Raw genomic sequence first — 25929 nt, forward strand, 5'->3', positions numbered from 1 at the left:
ACGGAGACCTAACTAATTTTAGAGTTATTGCCATGACTCAATATTACTTTTTGTCGTCGTTTTTTCTTCCTCAGCTTCCTGAGTTGCCCCCCGCTTATTCTTTTGATACTCTTGATGATCTTTTACATCTAAATTTATCTGATGAAGATCTGGGTCATTACATTATTCTAAAACGTTTCTTTGATTTTGAGAATTTTGCGTTTTTTTGGGCAGGGAAGCCCCTACCACATTCTTATGGCACAGTGACGCAAGAGAATGTTGGGAATATGGTCAATCTTCAACAGTGGTCGGATGACTGCGAGTTTGAAGATTTCTTTAAGGATTTCCTATGGCAATATAAGACTCCTGAAGAACGTAGCGGTAACTTTTCTTCGCTAGTTAGGGGATTCCTAGCACACTACCAAAATAGTTCGTCCGAGTTCCTGCGCGCATATTTTACCTTTAAGCAAAATTTACGAGTGATTTTAGCAGGTTTTCGTGCTCGAGTTATGAAACTTGATGTTTCTTATGTATTAAGAGATGAAGATAGTTCCGATCCAGTCGTGCTTCAAGTTTTGATGCAAAAAGATGCCCCTAATTATGAGCTTCCGGGGGAATTTTCGGATTTAAGTGATGTATTACAAGATTATGGGCGTTTGCCCCATACACTGAATCGTACCTTGTCTCTATATGAATTTCATAAGATAGAGGAAATGGGTCGTGATAAATATTTTGATGCAAATGCAATTTTAGCGAAGGTTGCAGCATATTTATTTGCTATTCGCAATGGCATGGTGAATTTAGATAAAGGAAGAAACATTATTAATTCTATGGAAAAGGCGATCACATGGTAGTAACTTCGGGACAAACGACTCAGGGATATGTTGTAGAGGCCTATGGTAATTTATTGCGTGTACGTTTTGATGGACACGTACGTCAGGGGGAAGTTGCTTATGTGAGCGTTGATGACACATGGTTAAAGTCGGAAGTTATTGAGGTTGTTGGTCAAGAGGTCAAAATTCAGGTTTTTGAAGATACTCAAGATGTTTGTCGAGGTGCGTTGGTGACTTTCTCGGGACACTTGTTGGAAGCTGAATTGGGCCCAGGATTATTGCAAGGGATTTTTGATGGGTTACAAAACCGTCTACAAGTGTTGGCTGAAAGTAGTTTTTTCTTGAAAAGAGGAGAGTATGTCAATGCTCTTTGTAGGAAAACATTATGGGAATACACGCCAACAGCCGTGGTTGGAGATGTGCTTGTCCGTGGAGATGCTTTAGGGGTTGTTAAAGAAGGGAACTTTAATCATAAAATTATGGTTCCGTTTTCTTGTTTTAAAGAAGTAACGATCACTTGGGTGATCTCTGAAGGTGAGTACGGCGTTGATACAGTAATAGCTAAAGCTCGTGATGCAGATGGTAAAGAGTATAGCTTTACTATGGTTCAGAAGTGGCCAATTAAGCAGGCTTTTATCCAAGGGGATAAAGTTCCTAGTCATGAAATTATGGATGTAGGTGTGCGAATTTTGGATACGCACATTCCTGTATTGAAAGGAGGAACCTTCTGCACTCCTGGTCCTTTTGGCGCGGGGAAAACAGTGTTACAACATCACCTATCTAAGTATTCCTCTGTGGATATTGTTATTCTTTGTGCTTGTGGAGAGCGTGCCGGTGAAGTTGTAGAGGTTTTGCAAGAGTTCCCACATCTTACAGACCCTCATACTGGAAAATCTTTAATGCATAGAACTTGCATTATTTGTAATACATCCTCTATGCCCGTAGCTGCTAGAGAGTCTTCGATTTACCTAGGCATTACTATCGCAGAATATTATAGACAAATGGGTCTGCATATACTTTTGCTAGCAGATTCAACATCGCGATGGGCTCAAGCTTTAAGGGAGATTTCAGGAAGATTAGAAGAAATTCCAGGAGAAGAAGCTTTTCCAGCTTATTTAGCATCAAGAATAGCTGCTTTCTATGAACGTGGCGGTGCTGTACGTATGAAAGATGGTTCGGAAGGTTCTTTAACAATATGCGGTGCTGTATCTCCTGCTGGAGGAAATTTTGAAGAGCCTGTAACGCAAGCGACTCTATCCGTAGTGGGAGCATTTTGCGGTCTTTCTAAGGCTCGTGCTGACGCTAGACGTTATCCCTCCATTGATCCTATGATCTCTTGGTCGAAGTATTTAGATCAAGTTGGAGAGATCTTAGAAAATAAGGTTCATGGATGGGGAGAATCTGTAAAAAAAGCCAATCATTTCCTCCGTGAAGGATCTGAGATTGGTAAACGCATGGAAGTTGTTGGAGAAGAGGGTATCTCTATGGAAGACATGGAGATTTATCTCAAAGCAGAGTTATATGACTTCTGTTATCTTCAACAAAATGCTTTCGATGCTGTGGATTGTTATTGTCCTTTTGATCGGCAAATTGAGTTGTTTTCATTAATGCGTCGAATTTTTGACGCGAAATTTAGCTTCGATTGTCCCGATAATGCGAGAAGTTTCTTTCTTGAATTGCAAAGTAAAATCAAAACCTTAAATGGCCGAAAGTTTCTTTCTGATGAATACAAGGAAGGGATGGAAGTGGTTCTTAGGTTGATAGAGACGAAGAAGATATAAACAGCGTAAAGGTTATGCAGACAATATATACAAAAATTACCGACATCAAAGGAAACTTAATAACCGTAGAAGCTGAGGGAGCGCGTCTAGGAGAATTGGCAGAGATAGAAAGAGTAGACGGAAGGTCTTCTTATGCTTCTGTTTTGCGTTTTGATGCTAAAAAAGTCACTCTGCAAGTCTTTGGTGGAACTTCAGGGTTGTCCACAGGAGATCGGGTTATATTTCTAGGACGTGCTATGGAGGTTACTTACGGGGAATCTCTAATAGGTAGAAGGTTAAGTGGTATTGGTAAACCTATTGATGGTGAGGGAGAATGTTTCGGTGATCCGATCGCAATTTCCACACCAACATTCAATCCTGTTTGCCGTATTGTGCCTAGAGATATGGTGAGAACCAATATCCCAATGATTGATATGTTCAATTGTTTGGTGAAATCTCAAAAGATCCCTATTTTCTCTTCTTCAGGAGAGAATCATAACGCCTTATTGATGCGTATAGCAGCACAAACAGATGCCGATATTGTAATTATCGGTGGTATGGGATTGACTTTTGTCGATTACAGCTTTTTCGTTGAAGAGTCTAAAAGGTTAGGATTCTCTGATAAATGCGTAATGTTTATTCACAAAGCTGTTGATGCACCTGTCGAATGTGTGTTGATTCCTGATATGGCTTTAGCATGTGCTGAAAAATTTGCCGTAGATCACAATAAGAATGTTTTGGTCCTACTTACAGATATGACGGCATTTGCAGATGCTTTAAAAGAAATTGCGATTACCATGGATCAAATTCCTGCAAACCGTGGTTACCCAGGATCTCTGTATTCCGATCTTGCTTTGCGTTATGAAAAAGCTGTGGATATTGCAAAGGGTGGATCGATTACTTTAATTAGTGTTACCACAATGCCTGGAGATGATATTACTCATCCCGTCCCTGATAACACAGGATTTATTACAGAAGGTCAGTTCTACCTTAAAAATAATCGTATTGATCCATTCGGTTCCTTGTCTCGTTTGAAACAATTGGTCATTGGTAAAGTAACTAGAGAAGATCATGGGGATTTAGCAAACTCATTGATACGGCTTTATGCGGATTCTAGAAAAGCTGCAGAAAGAATGGCTATGGGTTTTAAGTTGTCAAATTGGGATAAAAAGTTATTAGCATTTGCAGAGCTTTTCGAAACACGATTAATGAGTTTAGAAGTAAATATTCCTTTAGAAGAAGCTTTGGATATTGGTTGGAAAATTCTTGCTCAAAGTTTCCATTCTGAAGAAGTAGGAATAAAGGAACAATTGATCAATAAGTATTGGCCGAAGTCATGTCTTCACAGATAAAGCTAACAAAAAATGCCTACCGTTTAGAAAAGATAAAGCTTGCGCGTCTAGAAACTTATTTGCCGACGTTAAAATTAAAAATGGCGTTATTGCAGGTAGAAGTTGCTAATGCTGTTCGAGAATCTAGTGCAAGTATACAGGCATATGAGGAGGCTAGAGAGAGTATTTATGCGTTTGCTGAGCTCTTCAGTATTCCTCTCTATGTGGATGCTATTGCAAATAGCTTTAAGATAGAAAAGGTTGAAAAAGGCTATGAGAACATTACAGGAGTAGAAGTCCCTGTAGTAAAGAATATTGTTTTATCAGAATCTTCCTATTCTGTTTTAGATACTCCTATATGGATTGATACGCTCGTCGCGTATTCTCGAGAGTTTGTCATTAATAAAGTGCGCTCTGAAGTGGCTAGAGAAAAGCAAAGGATCCTAGAAGAAGAATTAAGAAACGTTTCGATTCGCGTGAATCTTTTTGAGAAAAAACTCATTCCTGAGACTACTCGGATGATTAAGAAAATCGCTATTTTCTTAAGTGATCGTAGCATCACGGATGTCGGCCAAGTAAAGATGGCTAAGAAAAAGATACAGCAGCGTAAGGAGGAATCCGAATGCGCGTAAATGTAGATAAGTATCTCTTCATTGGAAGAAATCGATCAGAATTTTTTACTGCTTGTAGGGAACTTGGTGTTGTCGAGTTTATTTCTGATAAGAGATTTTCTAACTCAGAAAAATTACGCCGTTTTTCTGAATGTTTGAAAATTTTAAATTGCTTGAATAGAGAATACCCGTCTGCCGATTTAGCATTGTCAAAATCTGAGGATTTAACTGTTGAGCAGATATTAGATGAAGTATTTTCCCTACACCAAGAGATTCGCTCTTTAACAGAGGCAATAAAGGCCTTAAGAAAAGAGATTCTTAGAGTGAAGCCTTTGGGAAAGTTTTCCTCTAGTGACATTGATGATTTCACTAGGAAAACTGGGTTAACGATAAGATTTTTCTATCGGAAACATATTGATGGACAAGATGTAGAAGTTGCTCAATCTAATGTTTTCTACTTATCCACAGCTTATAATTATGATTATTATGCAGTTGTTGGAGTGGTAGGATTATCCAAAGATCATTTTACAGAAATTGATGCTCCACAATCTGTTAATGAATTACAGGCTAAGGAATCCTTTTTGCTTCGGGATATCCATCATAAGAAGTCTAGGATTTGTGAGCTTTATGCTTATCGCCAAGATGTTCTTGAAGGGTTATGTGATTACGATAACGAGCAACGATTAAAACAAGCCGAAGATAGTGTAGAAGAGATCTTAGATGGCAAGCTATTTTCTGTTTCAGGATGGGTAATTTCTGATCGTGTGCAAGAATTAAAGAAACTTTGCGATCAATTTGATGTTTTTCTGCATAAGGTTGCTCCGGATTCTGATGAGATTGTCCCCACATATTTAGAAAATCATGGGTTAGGGCGTATCGGAGAAGATTTGGTGAATATTTATGATACACCATCCTCTTCGGATAAAGATCCTTCATTATGGGTATTTCTTTCGTTTTTCTTCTTTTTCTCTATGATTGTCAACGATGGGGGGTACGGACTGGTTTTTCTTGCAACCTCATTATTTATCACGTTTAAAGCCCGTCGGACGCTTAAAATCTCTAAAGCATTGGCGCGTTTCTTGAAGATGTTTTCCATTTTAGGGGTGGGATGTATTTGTTGGGGATTTGCAACAACCTCCTTTTTTGGGATTTCTATAAGTCCTTCAAATCCTTTGCGAGAATATTCTCTTACACACATATTGGCTTTGAAAAAAGCAAAATACTATTTGGATAAGCATCCTAAGGGATATAAAGAGCTAGTTAATGAACATCCTTTATTGAAAGATAAGCAAACTCCTGAAGAATTTCTCTTGGCGACCGAGAAATCTAGTGGAGATGTGGTTGCGCGTGCTGTTGTTTATGATAAGTTTATAGATAATATCCTGATGGAATTGGCCTTGTTTATCGGCGTGATTCATATGGCTATAGGAATGTTACGTTATATACGTCAGCGATATTCTGGGGTGGGCTGGATTATTTTTATGTGTGGGGCATATCTTTACCTTCCCTTATATTTACAATCTGTGTCCTTGATTCATTATCTATTGCATGTTCCCTACGATTTTGGGGGCGTGATCGGTTATTATGGTGTATTTGTTGGTATCGGCATTGCAGTTGCCGGGGCTATAGTACAACGTGGCTTTTGCGGTATTGATGAGATTACAGTAATTATACAGGTATTCTCCGATGTCTTATCTTATTTGCGAATATATGCATTAGGATTAGCAGGCGCTATGGTAGGAACAACAATTGTGCAGATTAGCAACCGCTTCTCTCCTGCGATCGCTTTCGTTATTATTTTGTTCGGTCATTCTGTGAACATACTCCTTTCTATTATGGGAGGGGTAATTCATGGCCTGAGATTAAACTTTATTGAGTGGTATCACTACAGCTTCGATGGCGGAGGAAAGCTCTTGCGTCCTTTAAGGAAAGTAGTTTGCCATAAGGTTATGGATTCCTAGGGATAGATTTAGGTAATAATTCTACGGTTTGGTAGAATCCGTGATCTTTGGAAAAATTAAGTTATAAGCAAGACAATCGAGGAGAGGGTTCTAAGGTTTTCTTGAGGTATTATTATGAGATATAGAGGTACATAATGATTGATTTATCGGTTGTTGGTCCTGTTTTTGCCATGGGCTTAGCAATGATAGGCAGTGCCATTGGTTGTGGTATAGCTGGGGTCGCTTCACATGCTGTGATGTCCCGAATCGATGAGGGACATGGAAAGATTATAGGTTTGTCAGCAATGCCTTCGTCGCAGTCTATCTACGGATTGATTTTCATGCTTTTGCTCAGAGATGGTATTAAAGATGGTAAAGTTGGTGCTATAGGCGCTATTGCTATGGGGCTGGCTGTTGGTATTGCTTTATTAATATCTGCTGTCATGCAGGGGAAATGTTGTGTAAGCGCTATACAAGCATATGCGCGTTCTTCGGCTATTTATGGTAAATCTTTTGCATCTATTGGGATAGTTGAATCGTTTGCACTCTTTGCTTTTGTTTTTGCGTTATTATTATTCTAAAATCTTATTGATCATAGTCCTATTCCCTCTGGTGTCTGTACTATGTCTATCAGCATGTTCGCAACCGTCTTTGTCTTCATTCACGGAATTTGTAGATAATGATTATACGGCAGCGGTGCATCTAGGTATAGAGCAAGCCTGTGCTCATGAGGTGTTTGGTCAACAAGTGGTTGTTACCTGGAGTTTGCCTTATCGGATGCGGCATTTGCTTCCTGCGACTATGCATCTTTCTGTGTACTATGGAGATGGGAAAATAGAAAAGTTGACGTATGAAGTGCGTCAGCTTTCAGGTTATCGCATTTACTGTCTAAAAGGTGAAGATTTTAACGAACGCCAGGGCATAATTTCCTATAAGGTTTCGTTATCTAACGGGGATAAGGAAATAATCAGTAGACGACATCATCTCTGGATGGAAGTCATTTCTGTGGGCGATTCTTAAGCCTGAGAGCTTTATTACAACGTCTAAAAATATTTAAAGATTTGGATCTAAAATTATGGAAGAGGATGTATTTCCTAAGGCTTATGACCCTAAGGGATTGGAAGACAAGTTGTACGCTTTTTGGGAAGATGCTGGAATGTTCACAGCTCAATCGGCAAGCAACAAACCTCCCTATGCTATTATTATGCCCCCACCGAATGTAACGGGAATTTTACACATGGGGCATGCCCTTGTGAACACCCTTCAGGATGTTCTTATTCGTTATAAGCGTATGTCGGGATTTGAGGTGTGCTGGGTTCCCGGTACAGATCACGCAGGTATCGCTACACAAACAGTAGTGGAAAGACACTTATACTCTTCCTTAGGAAAGCGTCGTATAGATTTTTCTCGAGAAGAATTCTTAGAATATGTTTGGGAATGGAAAGAGAAAAGCGAAGGTATAATTCTCTCTCAATTGCGCCAATTAGGATGTTCTTGCGATTGGTCTCGATTGCGTTTCACTATGGAACCTTTGGCCAGCCGTGCTGTGAAAAAAGCTTTTAAGGTGCTGTTTGATCGGGGACATATTTATAGGGGATACTATCTTGTTAACTGGGATCCCGTTTTACAAACGGCGCTTGCTGATGATGAAGTAGAGTACGAAGAAAAAGACGGTTGGCTTTACTACATTCGATATCGCGTAGTAGATAGCTCTGATGAAATTATAGTAGCAACAACACGTCCTGAAACATTACTCGGTGATACGGCTATTGCGATTTCTCCTGATGATGAGCGGTATAGCCATTTATTAGGAGCTAAAGTACATCTGCCCTTTGTTGATCGTGAGATTCCCATTATTGGGGATATGTCTGTAGATCCTCTATTTGGTACTGGAGCTGTAAAGATCACTCCCGCTCATGATAGAGACGATTATCGCACAGGAATAAATCATAATTTACCTTTAGTGAATATCCTTACCCCTACTGGAAAAATCAATGAGAATGGAGGAATATTCGCAGGGTTAAGTAAAGAAAAAGCTCGAGACGATATTATCACTGCATTAGATGCTATGGGGTTATTTGTTAAAAAAGAGCCCTACACCCTTAGAGTTGGGGTGTCCTATCGTTCAGGAGCTGTTATCGAGCCGTATTTATCGAAACAGTGGTTTGTTTCTGTAGATAGCTTCAGAGACTCCCTAAGAGAGTTTGTCGCCAGTGATTCCATAAAGATTTTCCCTCCAGAGTTTACAAGAAATTATCTTTCTTGGGTAAACAACCTTCGTGACTGGTGTATTAGTAGGCAGTTGTGGTGGGGACACCGCATTCCCGTATGGTATCATAAGAGCGATGAAGATCGTATAATCTGCTATGATGGAGAGGGTCTTCCAGAAGAGGTCGCTCAGGATCCCGACTCTTGGGATCAAGATCCTGATGTATTAGATACATGGTTTTCTTCAGGGTTATGGCCTTTAACATGTTTAGGTTGGCCTGATGTAGAAGCCAAAGATTTAAAGAAGTTTTATCCCACATCGGTTCTCATTACCGGACATGATATTTTATTTTTCTGGGTCACGCGCATGGTGCTGCTTTGTAGTGCTATGGTTGGCGAAAAGCCCTTTAGTGATGTCTTCCTTCATGGATTGATTTTTGGAAAGTCTTACAAGCGTTATAACAATCTTGGGGAATGGACTTATATCTCCGGGGAAGAAAAACATGCTTATGATATGGGCAAACCTCTCCCGAAGGATGTTACGGCAAAATGGGAAAAGCTTTCAAAGTCTAAGGGTAATGTTATCGATCCCTTAGAGATGATTGATAAATACGGCGCAGATGCTGTGCGCATGGCACTGTGTTCATGTGCAAATCGTGGCGAGCAAATTGATCTTGATTATCGTCTATTTGAGGAATACAAAAACTTCGCTAATAAGATCTGGAATGGAGCGCGATTTATTTTTGGTCACATTTCCAATCTAACAGGAAAAGATCTTGCTGATGGTATAAATCAGAATCTTTTAGGTTTGGAAGATTATTATATTCTTGATGGGTTTAATCGATTATTAAAAGAGCTAGAGTCTGCCTATCAAAGTTACGCTTTCGATAGGGTAACAACTATGGCGTATGAATTCTTCAGAAATGATTTTTGCTCTACATATATAGAGATCATCAAGCCTACCTTATACGGTAAGCAAGGCAACGATGAAGATCGTCTCACAAAACAGAAATTGCTAGCTGTTTTACTCGTGAACATTTTGGGGGTTTTACATCCTATAGCTCCTTTTGTTACGGAAACTTTATTCTTAAAATTGAAAGAAGCTATCGGTGTTATTGTTGATGCGAGCTCCGATGAGATCACAGCACACGCTTTAAATATGTTGCGGGCAGATTCTTATGTGTTGGCTCCTTATCCTCAAGCTATGCGCATTACTATTCCTGATAACCTTCACGCATCTTTTGCTCTTGCAGAAAGGCTGGTGTATACAATTAGAAATATTCGTGGAGAGATGCAACTGGATCCTAGAGCTTCTTTAGAAGCATTTGTTATTTGCCCTGAAGGAGTTTCTGTAGATACTTATGTACCTATGATGTGCGCTCTTGGAGGATTATCTTCCGTTGAACATTTGACGGAAGAGCCTAAAGATCGTGTATATAGCTTAGGTGTAGTTGAGGGGATTCGTCTTGGAGTGTTTGTTCCTATAGAACAAATTACTAAAGAAAAAAATCGCCTAGAAAAAGAGAAAATTCGTTTAGAGAAGGCCATCGAAAGTGTCTCGCGCTTATTGGGTAGTGAGAATTTTCGTGCAAAGGCTAATCCAGATCTTGTAAGTGCTAAAGAAGAAGCTTTAAAAAATAATCGTATGGAATTACAAAGTATTCTTGATAAGCTAGCGTCGTTTTCTTAGAACTAGAGGACAAAGCACTTTTGCAGCGTTACGATATTATCAGAATGATCGGTAAAGGGGGAATGGGAGAGGTTTATTTGGCCTACGATCCCGTATGCTCGCGTAAGGTTGCTCTAAAGAGAATTCGTGAGGACCTTTCTGATAATGAGTTGTTAAAGAAACGGTTTCTTAGAGAAGCGAAAATTGCCGCGGATCTTGTTCACCCTGGAGTTGTTCCTGTTTTCACAATTTGTAGTGACAGCGATCCAGTGTACTACACAATGCCTTACATAGAAGGGTACACTCTTAAGAGCCTGTTAAAAAGCGTTTGGCAATGTGATTCTCTCCCTAAGGATCTTGCTGAGCAAACTTCCGTAGGGACTTTTCTTTCTATCTTTCATAAGATTTGCTCTACTGTAGAGTATGTACATTCTCGAGGGATCCTCCATAGAGATCTTAAGCCCGACAATATTTTACTCGGGCTTTTTAGTGAGGTTGTTATTTTAGATTGGGGAGCAGCCCTATCTAAAGAAATGCAGGAAGAGGTTCTATTAGATATAGATATCCCTGTAACAGGATCTATGTTTTCCAATATGACCATTCCCGGTAAGATCGTGGGCACGCCAGACTACATGGCTCCTGAGCGTTTGCGAGGAACTCCTGCTTCAGAGAGCACAGACATCTATGCCTTAGGGGTGATTCTCTATCAGATGCTAACGCTTTCTTTCCCCTATCGCAATAAAAAGGGAAAGAAAATAAGTTTCCGTCATCAGATTAGTTCCCCCGAAGAAATTGCTCCCCATCGAGAAATTCCTCCTTTTCTTTCTCAAGTAGCAATGAAAGCATTGGCCGCTGATCCTAAAGTAAGATACGCTTCTGTAAAGGAGTTAAAAGATGATATAGAACAGCATTTACAGGGAAGCCCAGAATGGACTCCTAAGACAATCTTACATACTCAGAAAGCAGAATGTTGGAAATTACGCGAGTCTATTTTGTTGTCTAAATACTTCCCTATGTTGGGAGTGTCCCCAGCTTTATGGTATAGTCTAGCAATTTCTAAGATAGAAAGTTTTTCCGAAGTGCGTCTCGAATACACATTATTGCGCAAGGGACTAGAAGACGGTTTTGGAATTTTACTTCCTCCTTCTGAAGGCGTAGATCACGGAGATTTTTACCATGGTTACGGTTTCTGGCTGCATATTAAAAACAGTGTTTTTTCTGTATCTCTGGTGAAAAATGGCTTGGAGATACGAAAAACTTCCCGACCGATAAAGGAGAATAAAGAGAAGTTTTTCATAGCTCTTGAAAAACAAAATCATCGCTTGTCTTTAATTATTGATCACGTGGTGTGGATGATTCACATGGATTATCTTCCCGGGCGAGGGGGCCGTATTGGGGTGATTATCCAAGATGTTACCGATGTTTGCGGAAATATTGTCGTTTTAGAAAGTAGTGGATCTTTACAGGTAAGTTGTTTAGCGGTTCCCGATGCTTTTCTGAATGAGAAGCTATACGATCGTGCTATTACATTTTACCGTAGGATTGCAGAGTCTTTCCCAGGACGAAAGGAAGGATACGAAGCACAATTTCGTATAGGAATTGCTCTATTAGAAAAAGCTTCTGAAAGTGGAGATTCTGAGGGATTTACGCAAGCTCTTGGTAAGTTTGAGATTTTGCACAATAGTGTTGCAGCTCCCCTAGAATATCTTGGAAAAGCTTTGGTGTATCAGAGATTGGGAGAGTATAATGAAGAGGTGAAAAGTTTGTTACTGGCATTGAAGCGTTATTGTCAATGCCCGGAAATTTCTCGCATTCGGGATCATATTGTTTATCGACTACACGAAACTTTATACAGTAATCATCGCCTTTCCCTAGTCTTTATGCTTCTGGCTCTTCATATTGCTCCAGAATCTATCAACGCTACAGAAGAAGAATATTTTGTGAAGAATTTACATGGGAAGATCCAAGATACTCTGTTTTGTAATTTGGACCTTTCCCCTATAGATTTTCGTTCGTCAAAAATGGAATTGCTGTTGAGTTATTGGTCTGGATTCACTCCTTTCCTTCCGGGATTATTCCAAAAATACTGGGATCTAAAAGATTATCGTGCTCTAGCCGATGTTTTTTATGTCGCCGCTGATTTAGGAAATCGCGAATTTCTCGAAATGTATTCAGACCTTGTACGTGAGAACATTTGTTCTACAACATGCACGGAGGATATCGTAGAATTTCTCCCTCATCAGCTTGAGCATTTCTTTTCTGGGGTCCGGGCGATTTCTTTGCATGAGCCTCTAGAAAAAGTATTTGCTCATATTGAGATCCTAGATCCTGTTCTTATTTTATATTTGTTTGATTTGTTTGCTAAAGATGCTTTGATTCATCATCGTGGTGAGCTAATTCTTAGTGCGATAACCTTGATAGAAAAGTATGTATCTTCTCAGCAATATTATGAGCATCTTTTACCTTGCGAAGTGCTTGCATATTTATGGATGAAGGATGAGAAAAAGGTCTATAACCTTTTGTGCAATAACTATGAAGAATCTTTATGGCTAGATGATCGTAGCCCAGCTTTTGTTCTTTATGGTTGTTGGTTGGCTCTTGTTGAAGATAGCTCCCTATCTTACTTACATCTTTCAGGATGTAGAGAAGATGCTCTATATCCAAGAGCGCTTATAGGAGGATTTTGCAGTCCTCTGGGAATTTGCGAAAATCAACTGAGTTACCAAGAACGTAGGAAATTACTTCTGCAGAAGTTTATCTTTTTCCATTGTTTAGGAATGAATGAAGAACGTGACAACTGTACGGTTGCTTATGATCTTCTCTCTATAGAGCGCTCTTTATAATCTTTGCATGTAAGTTTTTAATATGGACTTTTTAGAGGAAGCTATATTTTTAGGTTCCCCTGAAAAGAGTACTTGTCCTCCGTATTTCCCGGATCCCGGTCCGAGCTCGATTATATAATCCGCGTGTTTTAATAGGTGTATGTCATGATCAATATAGATAATAGAATGTCCTTGAGAGACCAAAGAACGAAATAGCTGTTGTAACTGGGTTTTCTTGTTTGTATCTAGGGAAGTAGATATCTCATCTAGTAAAAATAGGGTGGGTTCTTTTGGAGGAAGGTAGAGGAATCTAGCAATCTTCACAGAGATTTTTTCTCCTAGAGATAAGGAAGATAGATTCTGACCCAGGGGTAAATAGCCTAGTCCCGCTTGTATAAGCGCTTGCAGGGGAGCTTGGATTTTTTGAATAAAAGGAAAGACCTCTGGGATATCTTCTATAGGAGTTTGGAGAAGCTTTCCGAAATGCTTCCCTTCATAAACGACTTCTTGAGATAGAGGTTGGATGCGGTATCCCGAACAGTTGGGACAAGGGCGTTTCTCTAATGCATAGAAGGCTCTATCTATTAGGCGGTATCCTAACCCTAAACAGTCTGAACATTGCCCCTGTTTTGTATTTGTACTGAGCATGCTCGCCGTAATATTTAAGGCCTTTGCTTGTGTGAGTGATGCGTAGAAGTTTCTTAAGTGTGGAGTAATATCAAAATATGTGCCGATATCAGAGCGTTGAGAAGATAGTAGAGGATGGGAATCAAAAAATAACACATTAGAAAAGTGCTTATAACCAGAATCTATGAGATTTTGTGCTCGTTTGAGAAAACCTTCAGTTAGCAATGAGGTTTTTCCTGATCCTGATACTCCAGCAATCGCAACAATACTATGGATAGGAGCCTGTACATGAAGATTAGAAATATTATGAATCGTCAGGCGAACATCTAGAGTTTCTTTAGGGAGAGCTTTACGATGCTCCTCCAGTTCTTCTATAGGTATAGGTGAGTGCGGAGAAAGGTACCCTCCTTGAGGACCTGATCCCGGTCCTAATTTTACTGTATGATCAGCATAAAGCTGTAATACATCGCTACGATCCGTAGCAATCACGGTATTATTGTTAGTAACGAGTTCTTTAAGAAGTTGGACTAACGTAGGGGTATCTTGAGGATGTAGTCCCGATAAAGGGTCCTCAAGAAGATAAACGATATCTGTAAGATTCGTAGATATTTTTTTTGCAAGATGCAGACGGTAATGCTCGCCATCACTAAGGGTATCTTGTTGTTGCCCAAGGGTAATATAACCGAGACCTACCTTATTAATAAAAGTTAATCGGTTTTGTAAATCTTGAATGATAGGCTGTGCCTGATTGTCGTGGATCTTCCCTAAGAAGTTTTTAAGAAAGGTTGTATCTTCTAGATAGATATCTATGAGAGAAGTTTGCCCTATGCGTACCTGTTGCGCATAAGTGTGAATTCCCCATCCTGAGCATGCAGAACATGTATCGGAGATAATAAGAGGATGCAAAAGAGGACAGGAAGGAACGAGGTTACAATGTTCCATAAGGATTCTTTCTAGCCCGGCATGTGCTTTTGTTCCCTGAAATAGTTTTTCTAAAGTAGTGGTATCTAGATCTTGAATTCGCGTTTTTGGGAGAATATTCAACTCTTTAATAAGATCAAGAACGGGTTTGGAAGAGCTGTCTGGAAAGAATAACTCAAAAAGAGACAGAGGAGAGTAGTTAGAGATTTTATCTTTATGCTCCATCAAAGAAAGTTTTAAGATTTTTCCTGATCCACAACATTGTTGACATTGTCCTTCAATATGATCTCGGGATAAGAGTTTGCGGGTAATATTTGGATAACTATTTCCAAAAGAGTCTTGCCAACCTAGTGTAAAGACGAGTAAGTGTGTGACTTCCCCTTGATCATGAATGTGCAATCGTGCTGTCGGAGATAATGAGAAAGCTAATGTTAGAGATGATAAGAGCGATGATTCATGATTTTTAGATATTTTCGTGTGTTGAATAACAATAGCGGGGTCTTCTAAAATTTCAGGAAGAGGGTCTTCCAGATCATAAAACTCATTATTAGCAAATAGCTTAAGATATCCTTCTTGTTGCTTTGTTTGAAGGGACGTAATGAGATCTTCTTCAGGAGATATCGGCGACGTTATCGTTACATAAGAATTTTCATGCTCTTGGAATAGTTGATCTACGATGGTTTGGGGAGTGATTTTTTCAAGAAGAGCTCCTGTTAACGGGCAATGGGGTTTCCCTAAAAGAGCGAAGAGTTTTTCAAGACCGTTAGTAATGTCTAAAGCAGAAGCTAGCGAGTTTCGGGAATTTTTTCTTATTCCCATTTTTTTTATTGCAATAACAGGAGATAGTCCTCGAACACTTTCTACTTGTGGCAGCGGGGTTTGTTTAATCAGCGCTTGGCGCACATAATAGGGGAATAGCTCTGCATAAGCAATATTTCCTGCTGCATAAAGGATATTAAAAACCAGGGAATGCTTTCCCGAAGCTGAAGGCCCCGAAACTACTGTTAGAGCATTGCGAGGGAATGTGATGTCAATATGTTTCAGATTGTTGTGATAAGCATCTTGAATAGAAATATCCCTAAGAAAATGCTCTTTTTTCGGTTTTTCAGATAATTTAGGGAGTGCTTTTGTCTTTTTAAAGTATGGTTGTAGAGCCTTCGCTGTGTGCGTATCTAAGAGGATAAGCTCTTCAGGAGAGCATGAGGCTAATAGATAACCACCGAGATTTCCTCCTTCAGGACCAAGCTCAATAACATGATCGGAAATTTTTACAATGTGCATATTGTGTTCTATAATTACTACAGTATGCCCTTGATACGTAAGGGAAAGAAGAACATGAATAAGAGCGTGAATATCGTGAGTATGAAGGCCTGTTGTTGGCTCGTCAAGAATATAGAGACTAGGTTTTTTAGAAGGCGCAAGCAGCTCATAGGTTAGTTTTAGCCTTTGAATTTCTCCTCCCGATAAACTTGAGAGAGGTCTTCCTAAAGGAAGATGATCAAGACCTAGGGAACATAATGCGTGTATCTTTTCATGAATATGGGGAGTGGTCATGAAGAATTTTTCAGCTTCATATGCTGTCATATCTAAAATGTCAGCAATGTTTTTCCCTTGATAGTGTACTTCTAAAACTTGAGATTGGAATCGTTTTCCATGACAAAGAGGACAAGGAATAGAATTATGATCATCGAGAGTTATAGATCCTATACCCAGGCATTCCGTACATGAGCCTAAAGAAAGATTAAAACTAAAATGTCCCTTTGTTAGTCCTAATCGTTTGCTTTTTGGTTGCTGAGCGAATAGTTCTCGAAGGTCGTCAAAAACTTTAATATAAGTGAGAGGAATAGAACGTTGAGAACGACCGGGCAAATCTCGGGTAATATGCACGATACGTTCGATCTTCCCCCCATTTATATATAAATTCGGCTCTTGTTCTCCTTGAATAAGACGTTCCATGGCAGGAACTAGCGTGTCATTAATTAAAGATGACTTTCCTGAGCCAGAGACGCCAGTTACGGCTGTTATTCTCTCCAAAGGTAGAGAAATAGTTACGTCTTTTAAGTTGTTTGTGGTTGCATGAGATAGAGATAGTGTGGCTTTTGCTTTAGGACGCTTTTCAGGAATTTCTATAGTAAGTTCATGACGCAGGTATTTTGCTGTTAGCGAATCGCAAGAATTCAGAAACTCTTTAGGAGAGCCATTAAATAGTACCTCCCCTCCGAAAATTCCTGCTCGAGGACCGATATCGATGATGCGATCACAAAAAGAAATCATTTGATCATCATGCTCAACGAGAAGAATAGAGTTTCCCTGATCACGTAGTTTTTGAATTACCTGAATGAGTTTGTGCGTATCGCGAGGATGTAGTCCTATAGAAGGTTCATCAAGGATATAGGTAATACCAGATAGCTCGGCTCCCAGATGCTTGGCAAGAGCTGTACGCTCTTGCTCTCCTCCAGAGAGCGTCGCTAGAGTTCTATTCGGAGTAAGATAGGAAAGACCCAAATTAATAAGTATGGAAAGGCGATTATTTAGACCTTCTAGCACCTCGCGAACTGATTTTGAGGATGTATTTATAGAAGATGTAAAAGAGAAAAACTCATCAAGAGGCATTTTCTGAAATTCAACAAAAGTCTTTCCTTGCCATGTAGCTGCACAGGCATATTCTCCAAGTCCCGTTCCTTGACATGCCGGACATGGGGATGCTGTTGTTCCCTCCGGGATATGTTTGGAAGGTTTTGCGGCATAGCGTACTTTTTCACCAATATCATTAAGAATGCCTCTCCACAGCTTATATGTAAGGGATTTTTTTCCTAATGTAGAATCAAAAAGTCGTACGGGAAGAACTAGGTGTTTTTTACCATAGAGAAAAGCATTTTGAATTGATGGGGAGAGATCTTTCCAAGGAGTATCTAAACTAAAGCCTAAAGTGTCTGCTAGAGATTGATAAAGAGCATGATAGAAATATGTGGAGCAGTTCCCAGCAAGTTTGCAACAATTTTCCCGGATGGATAAATCATTTTGAATGAGAGAAAGATCTACGATAGTGATGTAGACTCCTGTTCCTTGGCATCTAACACAACGGTCTTCCAAACTATGGGGAGAAAATAACTGTGGGGTTAATGGGGTATAGGTCTGTTGTGTTTCTGGAATATGTACCTGTGTAGAAAAAGCTTCCTCATGGGTCCCTGTATTTATAGAACAGTGCCCCTTGCCTATGTTAAGAGCTGAAAACAGGCTGACCTTCATTCTAGCATTGTTACTCTCTTTTTTAATGAAGGAGTCTACAAGAATATCCACGGGGGTCTCTTCATTTATAGGAGAGGAAAGATACGGATAAATTGAAGAGATAACGCCATCAATACGGATTTGGGTATATCCCTGTCTTACGCATTCTTGAATGGAGGTAAGGCTTTTATCTATTAAAGGGGCTAGCAGGCTTATCTGCGTTTCGTCGGGAATATTTGCAAGTGTAGAAAGAATTTTTTCCTTACTTTGTAAATGAAGAACTTTTTGGGTATGAGGGTCTCTAGCTTCTCCATCTAGAGAGAATAATAAAGCTAGGTGTTGGGAAAGTTCTGTCACACTTCCTACAGTAGCATGCGCATGATGGGAAAAATGGTTTTGCTTAACAGCAATAGTGGGGGACAAACCCCGAATATTTTCAACAGTAGGGTCAGGTAAAGAAGATAATGTCGTGGCAAAAAACGCTGGTAGTGTAGATACATATCGTTTTCTTCCTGCTGCGTATACAGTGTCAAAAGCTAATGAGGACTTCCCAGATCCTGATACTCCGGTCAGCAAGACAATCTCTCCGGGCAGGAATTCTATGGAGATATTTTTTAGATTTCTGACTGTAATACCAGAAATACGAACAGGTAGGTTGGGCATAGATCTCACTATAATTTAGAAAATAAGGAGAGATTTTCTATACGGATAATTATAACTACTTAGTGAAATCGAGTTTGATTTACTTTTAATTTTATAGAAAGAAAAAAAAGCAAACTACTCATTTTTCAAGATTAAGAGATAAGTATAAGCTGTATTTTTCATGAAATAGTATAAGGTTAGGCATGTCAACATACAAATTAAGATAGAATCATGTATCTTAATTGTGTGTAGCGAATCACGTTTGATATTCTTAAGAGTCTATTGAATTATTTTTGTAAACGCGTGTTAGCTACAGAGTAAACAAGTTTTTGATTGGTTTGAGAAGTTAGGGAAGTATGATCGCAAGAACGAAAATCATTTGTACTATAGGTCCAGCAACAAATACCCCAGAAATGCTAGAGAAGCTCTTAGACGCAGGAATGAATGTTGCTAGGTTAAATTTTAGCCATGGTACTCATGAAAGTCATGGTCAGACAATCCGTCTCCTTAAAGAATTGCGAGAAAGTAAGGGTGCTCCTTTAGCCATCATGTTAGATACTAAGGGACCCGAAGTTCGCTTGGGAAAGGTTCCTACACCAATCAAGGTATCTCGGGGTCAGAAAATCACCTTAGTAGGGAAAGATATCGAAGGGTCTATGGAAGAGGGAATTACTTTACATCCTCGGTGTGTGTTTCCTTTTGTGCGTGAAGGTGCAGAAGTCCTGATAGATGATGGATATATTCAAGCGATTGTGGTTTCTACCGGTGATGATCATCTGGAATTAGAATTTATTAATTCCGGAGAGTTAAAATCCAATAAGTCTTTGAGTATCAGAGAAATAGATCTTGCATTGCCATTCATGACGGATAAGGATATCGCTGATCTTAAGTTCGGGGTTGAACAAGGTGTTGATGTTATTGCAGCTTCTTTCGTTCGCTGTGCAGAAGATATAGAAAGCATGCGTAAATGCCTAGCAGATTTTGGACGTGCAGATATGCCAATTATTGCTAAGATAGAAAATCGGTTGGGCGTGGAAAATTTCTCTAAGATTGCCCAGGCTTCAGACGGGATTATGATTGCCCGAGGGGATTTAGGAATTGAGCTTTCTGTTGTAGAAGTCCCCACTTTACAAAAGTTCATGGCAAGAGTGTCTCGTGAAACTGGACGTTTTTGTATTACCGCTACGCAAATGTTAGAATCTATGATTCGCAATGTATTGCCAACTCGTGCTGAAGTTTCGGATATTGCTAATGCTATTTATGACGGTACGTCTGCAGTAATGTTATCGGGAGAAACAGCTTCAGGAAGTTATCCTATAGCAGCCGTTAAAATTATGCGATCTGTGATTCAGGAGACAGAAAAAAATCTCAATTATAGCTCTTTCCTTAATCTTAATGATAGTGAATGTGCTGTTAAGGTATCTCCTTATCTTCAATCTATAGGCTTATCAGGAATTCAAATTGCAGAAAAAGCAGAGGCTAGAGCTATTATTGTTTATACGGAATCTGGAGGATCTCCGATTTTTCTTTCCAAATACCGTCCTCGCTTCCCAATCATTGCTGTTACACCTAATCGAGATGTGTACTATAGGCTTGCCTTAGAGTGGGGTGTGTACCCTATGCTTACAGAGGAATCCGTCCGTGCTGTATGGCGGCATCAAGCTTGTGTTTATGGTATCGAAAGGGGAATTTTATCAAATTACGATAAAGTTTTAGTCCTGAGTCGTGGTGCGCAAATGAAAGATACAAATAATCTGACTTTGACAACAGTAAATGACATCATTACAGCATCAGCTAAATAAGCTGATGCTCTCTTACTTCTTATAAAAAGCGGTTTTTTGCTTTGAAACATCCTGCAGATAGCGAAACTGTAACAAGGGCCACGACCAGGAGTATCGGGGTGATAATATATTTGCTGACTCCCCAAAAGGTGTCAAGAATCTGAATTGTGCCAGCACATATTAGTGAAAAAACAACAACAGAAGCTATGGCTAATATAGCAAATACCACTGCTGAAATGAGAGCTAGAATTCGTTTGTTGTTCTGAGAGTTTTGACCACAGCAAATGCAGTTAAGGGCACATTCAAATGAGGATCCTAAACATTCTGTTAAGCACATAGAATTTTTCTGGTGTAAACATATAAAGAACATGTTCATCTAAACTCAGAAAAAAATCAAAAAATTTCTTAAGCGATAGTTTGAGATTTTTTTGAGACAGAACTTAATGCTGTAATTAAACTAGCATTAGGGTGCGGTAGTTTTTTTCTCAGGGTTTTTCGAGTATAAAGAGCTATGGATCCGGTATTTTTAAAGTGTTTATGCAAGTCCTTGGGTAATTCTGCGAGATCAAATATCGCCGGGAAACTATTGGGAAGAGAACGCAAGAGAGAAAGGCTAGGGAATTCCTTTATAATATACGAGGATAGACCTTCATAAGGTACTTTTTCATTAACAGGGTTATATAGAGCTAAAGTTAACGAGGATCCAGAGTAAAGTTCTGCTAGGTCTATAAGAAAATCCTTAGAGTTTTCGAGATCAGAAGCGTTCACAATAACGAGAATATGACTGTAGGCGTATTTTTTTTTCAGTTTGTTGTAGAGTTTGCGTTTCCATCGTTTATGCATCCACATCCACTGTTGCGGCTGATAAGCAATTCCTTTTTCTAAAAATCTCATAAGGTTGTTCATCAGAGAGGCTACAGAGTCTTTGATGGGCAAAGATTTATCTGCATAGAACTTTTTGCTAGGAACAATCGTATACCCATGGTTATGACGGAATACTGATACCGCCACTACGGGTTTACCTGTTTTATACGCTAATAAAGCTGGGGAAGTCGTTGTAAAAGCTTCGTTTCCAAATAGAGGATAAGAATACGGGGATATTAATAGCGCCTGATCGCCGACTATGCCAATAACGTGACCTTTTTGTAAGGCCTGAATAGCAGAGTGAATTCCATGCTTTGGGGAGACGATTTTTCCTTTAAATATCTCTCTAAGTGAGAAAATTTTTTGATTTAATCGCGCGTTTTTTATTGGTTTTGCAAAAGCTAGGCCCGGATAGTCCTTGGTAATATACAGAAAGGGAAGTTCCCAATTTGCCTGATGACCACAGAATAGGATGATGCCTTCGTTGTTACTTAGATTAGAAAACGTGTCTTCTAATTCCTCTTGTGTAAGCACCTCATCATGGCAAAATCCCTCAGGAGAGGTTTCCGCCGTAGCAATGGAAATTAAATTATCAAGATTACCAATGAGTCCCTCTACTGCTAATAACTCTAAAACAGTAATCATCACATGTTGTATGGAATGTTTCGCGATACGGCGTCTTTCTGTAAAAGACTTATCTGGGAAGGCTAAAGCTAAATTTGTTAGTGCTGTTTTCCTATAGTTGGGTACAGTATAAAAAACGATAGACCCCAAAGCTTTTCCCAAGCGACTTAGTAGAGAATGAGGGATTCGCTTAAGAATACCAATTAACGAGATTCCTAGATAGTAACCGAAAAAATCTACAATGCTTTGTTTTCCTCGATGCAAATTCTTTAACATGACTTAGGATACCCACCCTATACAATATAACAAGAGCTTGGAGGGTGAATGAATGCTCTTTCCCTTTATTTATCGAAAGGTCGTTCTCTGAATACCGATGCGTGGATATCATCGACACTATAATAGCTCAGATAACACTTCCATCTATTTTTACTAACAGCAACAGCACAAGCTATTAATTAGGAATATCCAATATTTTGAATGGGAATCGCTACCAATCTTGTTTATGTAGTTGTGACTTTACCCTAGGTTTTGAACGAATAATAACTTTATTATGGGAAATCTCCGCAGAAAGATTTAACGGAGTCCCGTCTTTACCAAATAAAGAAAGCTTCCTCAAATATTCGCGGAATCGATGGCGTATTCCTGTTTCGTCAATTAGAGCAAAATCATGGAGAATTCCATGTTCTTGAGCCATGAGTGCTTGAACAAAGGTATCTTCAAGAGTTTTTTCATCGATAAATTCTACAGCCCAATTCACTGAGTTATTCCCTTGAGAGGGAGCCATAACAACAGCCAAGGCAATGTTATTCTTCACAACATCTAAGAATAGCTTACTGACATCTTTTGCATAGAGAGGAATATCGATTTGATAAATGCCCTGGTTAAGAACAATAGGGGGGGAAGCCTCCAAAGTATAGGCTAGAGGATTGAACGTATTACTATATTTCACAGGGAAGAAGAGTAAAACAGGAAGACTCAGATTTAAGGGAATTAATTCCTGTTTTAAAAATAGTAGACGTAAGAAATCCGCTTGAGGATCATTTAGATTTTCATACGTATTTGTGTTCCCAAAAGGTATGAGAATTTTTTTCCATTCTTCAGGAATAGGGAAGATAATCTCATCGCGATTTCCTTGAGCTATACGATTTCTCTCTAGCTCTTCGAAAGATACTTTGTTTAGATTGAAGGTAAGTTCTAGTCCTTGTTCCTTAAGAGCATTTACATATTCTTTGGGACCGCTGACTTTTTGAATAAGGTATTTTGGCCAAACATCTAAATATTCGTAACCCTTAGGAGGACTACCTACGGGAGTCGTGATCGTGACAGTAATATCTTCTGTGACGTATTGGGTAAGGCGAATGAAAATATCATCAGCAGACACATTGTGAATATCTCTGCGAATATTTGTCTCTCCATCTAGACTTACAAGATTATACTTATCAATAGTGGCTATCCAGCTTTCTGTATGCCCTGAGGCACTAATAACAACTTCTAAATTCGTGGATCGCAGATCGTGAACAGTATTTTTATTTCCTGTAATTGTTAAAGAGACTTTTTTATCTAATAGACCATTATTCTGTAGTCCTAATACTGTTTGATCAGGATCAAGGTCTATAATACGAACGGGGATGTTATTTAACGTACGAGTAATAGTGACCGATTGCCCTACGAGAACCCAAATGATGATGGCAAAACCCAGAGACACGACTTTTCGTAGCCAATTACGAATGAAAAAACGAGAAAAGAAATCGATCATTTTTTCCAAATCCATGAACTAAAGGGTTTGCGTTTTTGTTCTTTCAGGGTAAGAATGCTTCTCAGTACAGCCTTGAATCTATCCATTTTTACTCTGCGAGTTAAAATTCCATCCCGGGATAACGATACATAACCATTTTCTTCAGAGACGATAATAATAAGAGCATCGGTACGCTGGCTAGCTCCCAGAGCTGCACGATGACGAGTTCCCATAGAACGTGATAACTGAGTTGTATCCTGAGCTAGGGGAAGAACAACTCGTGCGTAGGCTATGGTTTCTGCTCTAAGAATAACAGCTCCATCATGAAGAGGGGAGGAGGGTTCAAATATTGTCTCTAAGAGCTCTTCAGAAAAATCTGCATTAATTTTTACTGAAGAAAAACTTAAGAACTCGTCGAAAGAATCTTTGTTTTCAAGAACAACAAGAGCGCCCACTTGTCTCTCTGACATTTGATAAATACATGAGGTCAGATGCTCAATAAATTGATCTTGTAAATCGATAACAATCTTCCTACCATGAAATCGTACCCGAGATAAGGCAAGGCGTATTTCAGGTTGGAAAATAATGAAAACGACAATGGCTGCAACATTAACAACATGTAGCATTAATCGTCGGATAATAGGAAAATGTAATTTATCTGCTAGGACAAATAGAAACAAAAAGGCAAGCAACCCAAAGACTACGTCCATAGCCCGAGTTCCCCAAAAGAACTTTAACAGATAGTTTAATACTACCCAGATTAGAGCTATTTCTAACAAGGATGTTATGTAGTAAGTAATATCTATGGGCATAGCTTTACTAGTTTCCTAGAATAGAACACTTGAAGAGATTCTCACCTTAAAGGCAAGCGACTGCTTTCTAAAAGAAGATAATATACTACTGTAGCATATAGAGAAAAAGGTTAACAGCAAAGTATTTTGTAGTTGCAATAGTTTGTTATATACTTCACATTACAACTTTTTTATTTGTTCTCGGATTTCTGGCGGACATATGGATACGGTGATTTTATCTAGAATACAGTTTGGTTTATTTATTGCGTTTCACTATTTGTTTGTTCCTTTAAGTATGGGCCTTAGCATGATGCTTATTTTAATGGAGGGCTTGTATCTAGTTACGAAGAAGAATATTTATAAACAACTAACCTGGTTTTGGATTGGCGTATTTGCGTTAACATTTGTGATTGGCGTGGTTACTGGAATCATGCAGATTTTTTCTTTTGGATCTAATTGGTCGAGGTTTTCTGAGTATACAGGGAACGTTTTCGGCACCCTGTTAGGAAGTGAAGGTGTGTTTGCTTTTTTCCTAGAATCAGGATTTTTAGGCGTGTTGTTATTCGGACGTCATAAAGTTTCTAAGAAAATACATTTCTTCTCTACGTGTATGGTGGCTGTGGGAGCTCATATGAGCGCTTTTTGGATAGTATGTGCCAATTCTTGGATGCAAACGCCGTCTGGTTATGAACTGGCCATACATAATGGTCAACTTGTTCCTATCATGACTTCATTTTGGAAGGTAGTTTTCTCTCCCTCAAGTATGGATCGCTATACTCATGTGGTCTTGGGAGCTTGGCTATCGGGTATTTTCCTGGTTATTAGTGTAAGTGCGTATTATTTACGTAAACAACGTTATATAGAATTTGCTCGTCAGGGATTGAAGTTAGGCGCGATTACCGGAATTCTTGTGCTTATATTACAATTGTGGTCCGCCGATGTTACTGCGCGTGGTGTTGCTAAGCATCAACCTGCAAAATTAGCTGCTTTTGAAGGTCTGTTTAAAACCCAAGAGTATAGTCCGATTTACCTATTCGGTTATGTTGATGTAGAGAATCAAAAGGTGATAGGCTTACCTCTTCCTGGAGGTCTTTCCTTTTTAGTTCATAGAAATACTAAAACTCCGGTTGCAGGTCTTGATCAAACTCCTCAAGATGAGTGGCCTAAAGTGCAGATGGTTTTTCAGTTTTATCATCTTATGGTTATGCTTTGGGGGCTTATGGTACTTTTAGTAATCATCACATGGTTTGCCTATAAGAAAAGACGCTGGGCATTAAAACCTTTCATCTTAACTATGCTATCCTTCTCTGTCCTCTGCCCCGAAATATGTAATGAGGTGGGTTGGTTCGCTGCGGAGATGGGAAGACAGCCTTGGGTTGTTTATGGCCTATTAAAAACCAATGATGCTGCTTCTCCTATCGTGAGCGGAGAGCAGGTAGCCCAATCTCTGATTTTATTTAGTCTAGTGTTTGTTTGTCTCTTATCTTTATTCCTCTTTCTTTTATGGAAAAAAATACAACGAGGACCAGATCAAAACGATCTTAATGAGGTGGAAGTATAATC

Annotated in this window: 16 protein-coding genes; 11 read left to right on the forward strand and 5 right to left on the reverse strand. The window is 39.2% G+C overall.

Annotated elements, in window-relative coordinates; translation table 11 throughout:
- Positions 1-32: 32 nt before the first annotated feature.
- The 9 genes from CF_RS01650 to pknD all read left to right on the forward strand — a co-directional run bounded on the left by CF_RS01650 (position 33) and on the right by pknD (position 13174).
- Positions 33-833 carry a DUF2764 family protein gene (locus tag CF_RS01650; protein WP_011457878.1) on the forward strand — a complete coding sequence of 267 codons (801 nt, stop codon included), beginning with the start codon at positions 33-35 and terminating at the stop codon, positions 831-833.
- On the forward strand, positions 827-2593 hold the full coding sequence (locus CF_RS01655; RefSeq protein WP_011457879.1) for a V-type ATP synthase subunit A: 1767 nt from the start codon (positions 827-829) through the stop codon (positions 2591-2593). Before CF_RS01650 ends, CF_RS01655 begins: the two co-directional genes overlap by 7 nt.
- Before the next feature lie 14 nt (positions 2594-2607).
- Positions 2608-3924, forward strand: coding sequence for a V-type ATP synthase subunit B (locus CF_RS01660; protein ID WP_011457880.1), 1317 nt, complete (start codon positions 2608-2610; stop codon positions 3922-3924).
- Complete coding sequence (locus CF_RS01665) at positions 3909-4535, forward strand: V-type ATP synthase subunit D (protein WP_011457881.1); 627 nt, start codon at positions 3909-3911, stop codon at positions 4533-4535. Before CF_RS01660 ends, CF_RS01665 begins: the two co-directional genes overlap by 16 nt.
- Entirely contained in the window at positions 4526-6475 is a 1950-nt protein-coding gene (locus tag CF_RS01670) for a V-type ATP synthase subunit I (protein ID WP_011457882.1), read from the forward strand. The genes CF_RS01665 and CF_RS01670 overlap by 10 nt, the downstream gene beginning before the upstream one ends.
- 134 nt (positions 6476-6609) lie before the next feature.
- Entirely contained in the window at positions 6610-7035 is a 426-nt protein-coding gene (locus CF_RS01675; protein ID WP_011457883.1) for an ATP synthase subunit C, read from the forward strand.
- Positions 6995-7474, forward strand: a complete 480-nt coding sequence (locus tag CF_RS01680) for a hypothetical protein (protein ID WP_041467941.1) — start codon at positions 6995-6997, stop codon at positions 7472-7474. Before CF_RS01675 ends, CF_RS01680 begins: the two co-directional genes overlap by 41 nt.
- 55 nt (positions 7475-7529) lie before the next feature.
- Entirely contained in the window at positions 7530-10352 is a 2823-nt protein-coding gene (locus CF_RS01685) for a valine--tRNA ligase (protein ID WP_011457885.1), read from the forward strand.
- A 20-nt stretch (positions 10353-10372) separates the two neighbouring features.
- Complete coding sequence (pknD, locus tag CF_RS01690; RefSeq protein WP_011457886.1) at positions 10373-13174, forward strand: serine/threonine-protein kinase PknD; 2802 nt, start codon at positions 10373-10375, stop codon at positions 13172-13174.
- Here pknD and uvrA read toward each other — a convergent pair.
- A complete protein-coding gene (gene uvrA / locus CF_RS01695; protein ID WP_011457887.1) occupies positions 13169-18592 on the reverse strand; it encodes an excinuclease ABC subunit UvrA in 5424 nt (1807 codons plus the stop codon). The genes pknD and uvrA overlap by 6 nt on opposite strands.
- 335 nt (positions 18593-18927) lie before the next feature.
- On the opposite strand from uvrA, the gene pyk reads away from it, so the two are divergent.
- Entirely contained in the window at positions 18928-20373 is a 1446-nt protein-coding gene (gene pyk / locus CF_RS01700) for a pyruvate kinase (protein ID WP_011457888.1), read from the forward strand.
- A 19-nt stretch (positions 20374-20392) separates the two neighbouring features.
- On the opposite strand, the gene CF_RS01705 is transcribed toward pyk, so the two are convergent.
- The 4 genes from CF_RS01705 to cdaA form a co-directional block, all read right to left on the reverse strand.
- A complete protein-coding gene (locus CF_RS01705; protein ID WP_041467943.1) occupies positions 20393-20689 on the reverse strand; it encodes a hypothetical protein in 297 nt (98 codons plus the stop codon).
- Positions 20690-20757: 68 nt separating this feature from the next.
- The gene (locus CF_RS01710; RefSeq protein WP_011457890.1) at positions 20758-22116 is read right to left on the reverse strand and encodes a lipid A biosynthesis lauroyl acyltransferase; all 1359 of its coding nucleotides are present in this window, start codon (positions 22114-22116) and stop codon (positions 20758-20760) included.
- A gap of 211 nt (positions 22117-22327) precedes the next feature.
- Entirely contained in the window at positions 22328-23611 is a 1284-nt protein-coding gene (locus tag CF_RS01715) for a CdaR family protein (protein ID WP_011457891.1), read from the reverse strand.
- A complete protein-coding gene (gene cdaA / locus CF_RS01720; protein WP_011457892.1) occupies positions 23593-24387 on the reverse strand; it encodes a diadenylate cyclase CdaA in 795 nt (264 codons plus the stop codon). The genes CF_RS01715 and cdaA overlap by 19 nt, the downstream gene beginning before the upstream one ends.
- Positions 24388-24586: 199 nt before the next feature.
- Here cdaA and CF_RS01725 point away from each other — a divergent pair, with 199 nt between their 5' ends.
- The gene (locus CF_RS01725) at positions 24587-25927 is read left to right on the forward strand and encodes a cytochrome ubiquinol oxidase subunit I (RefSeq protein WP_011457893.1); all 1341 of its coding nucleotides are present in this window, start codon (positions 24587-24589) and stop codon (positions 25925-25927) included.
- Positions 25928-25929: the final 2 nt, after the last annotated feature.

The organism is Chlamydia felis Fe/C-56 (assembly GCF_000009945.1).
Classification (GTDB): domain Bacteria; phylum Chlamydiota; class Chlamydiia; order Chlamydiales; family Chlamydiaceae; genus Chlamydia; species Chlamydia felis.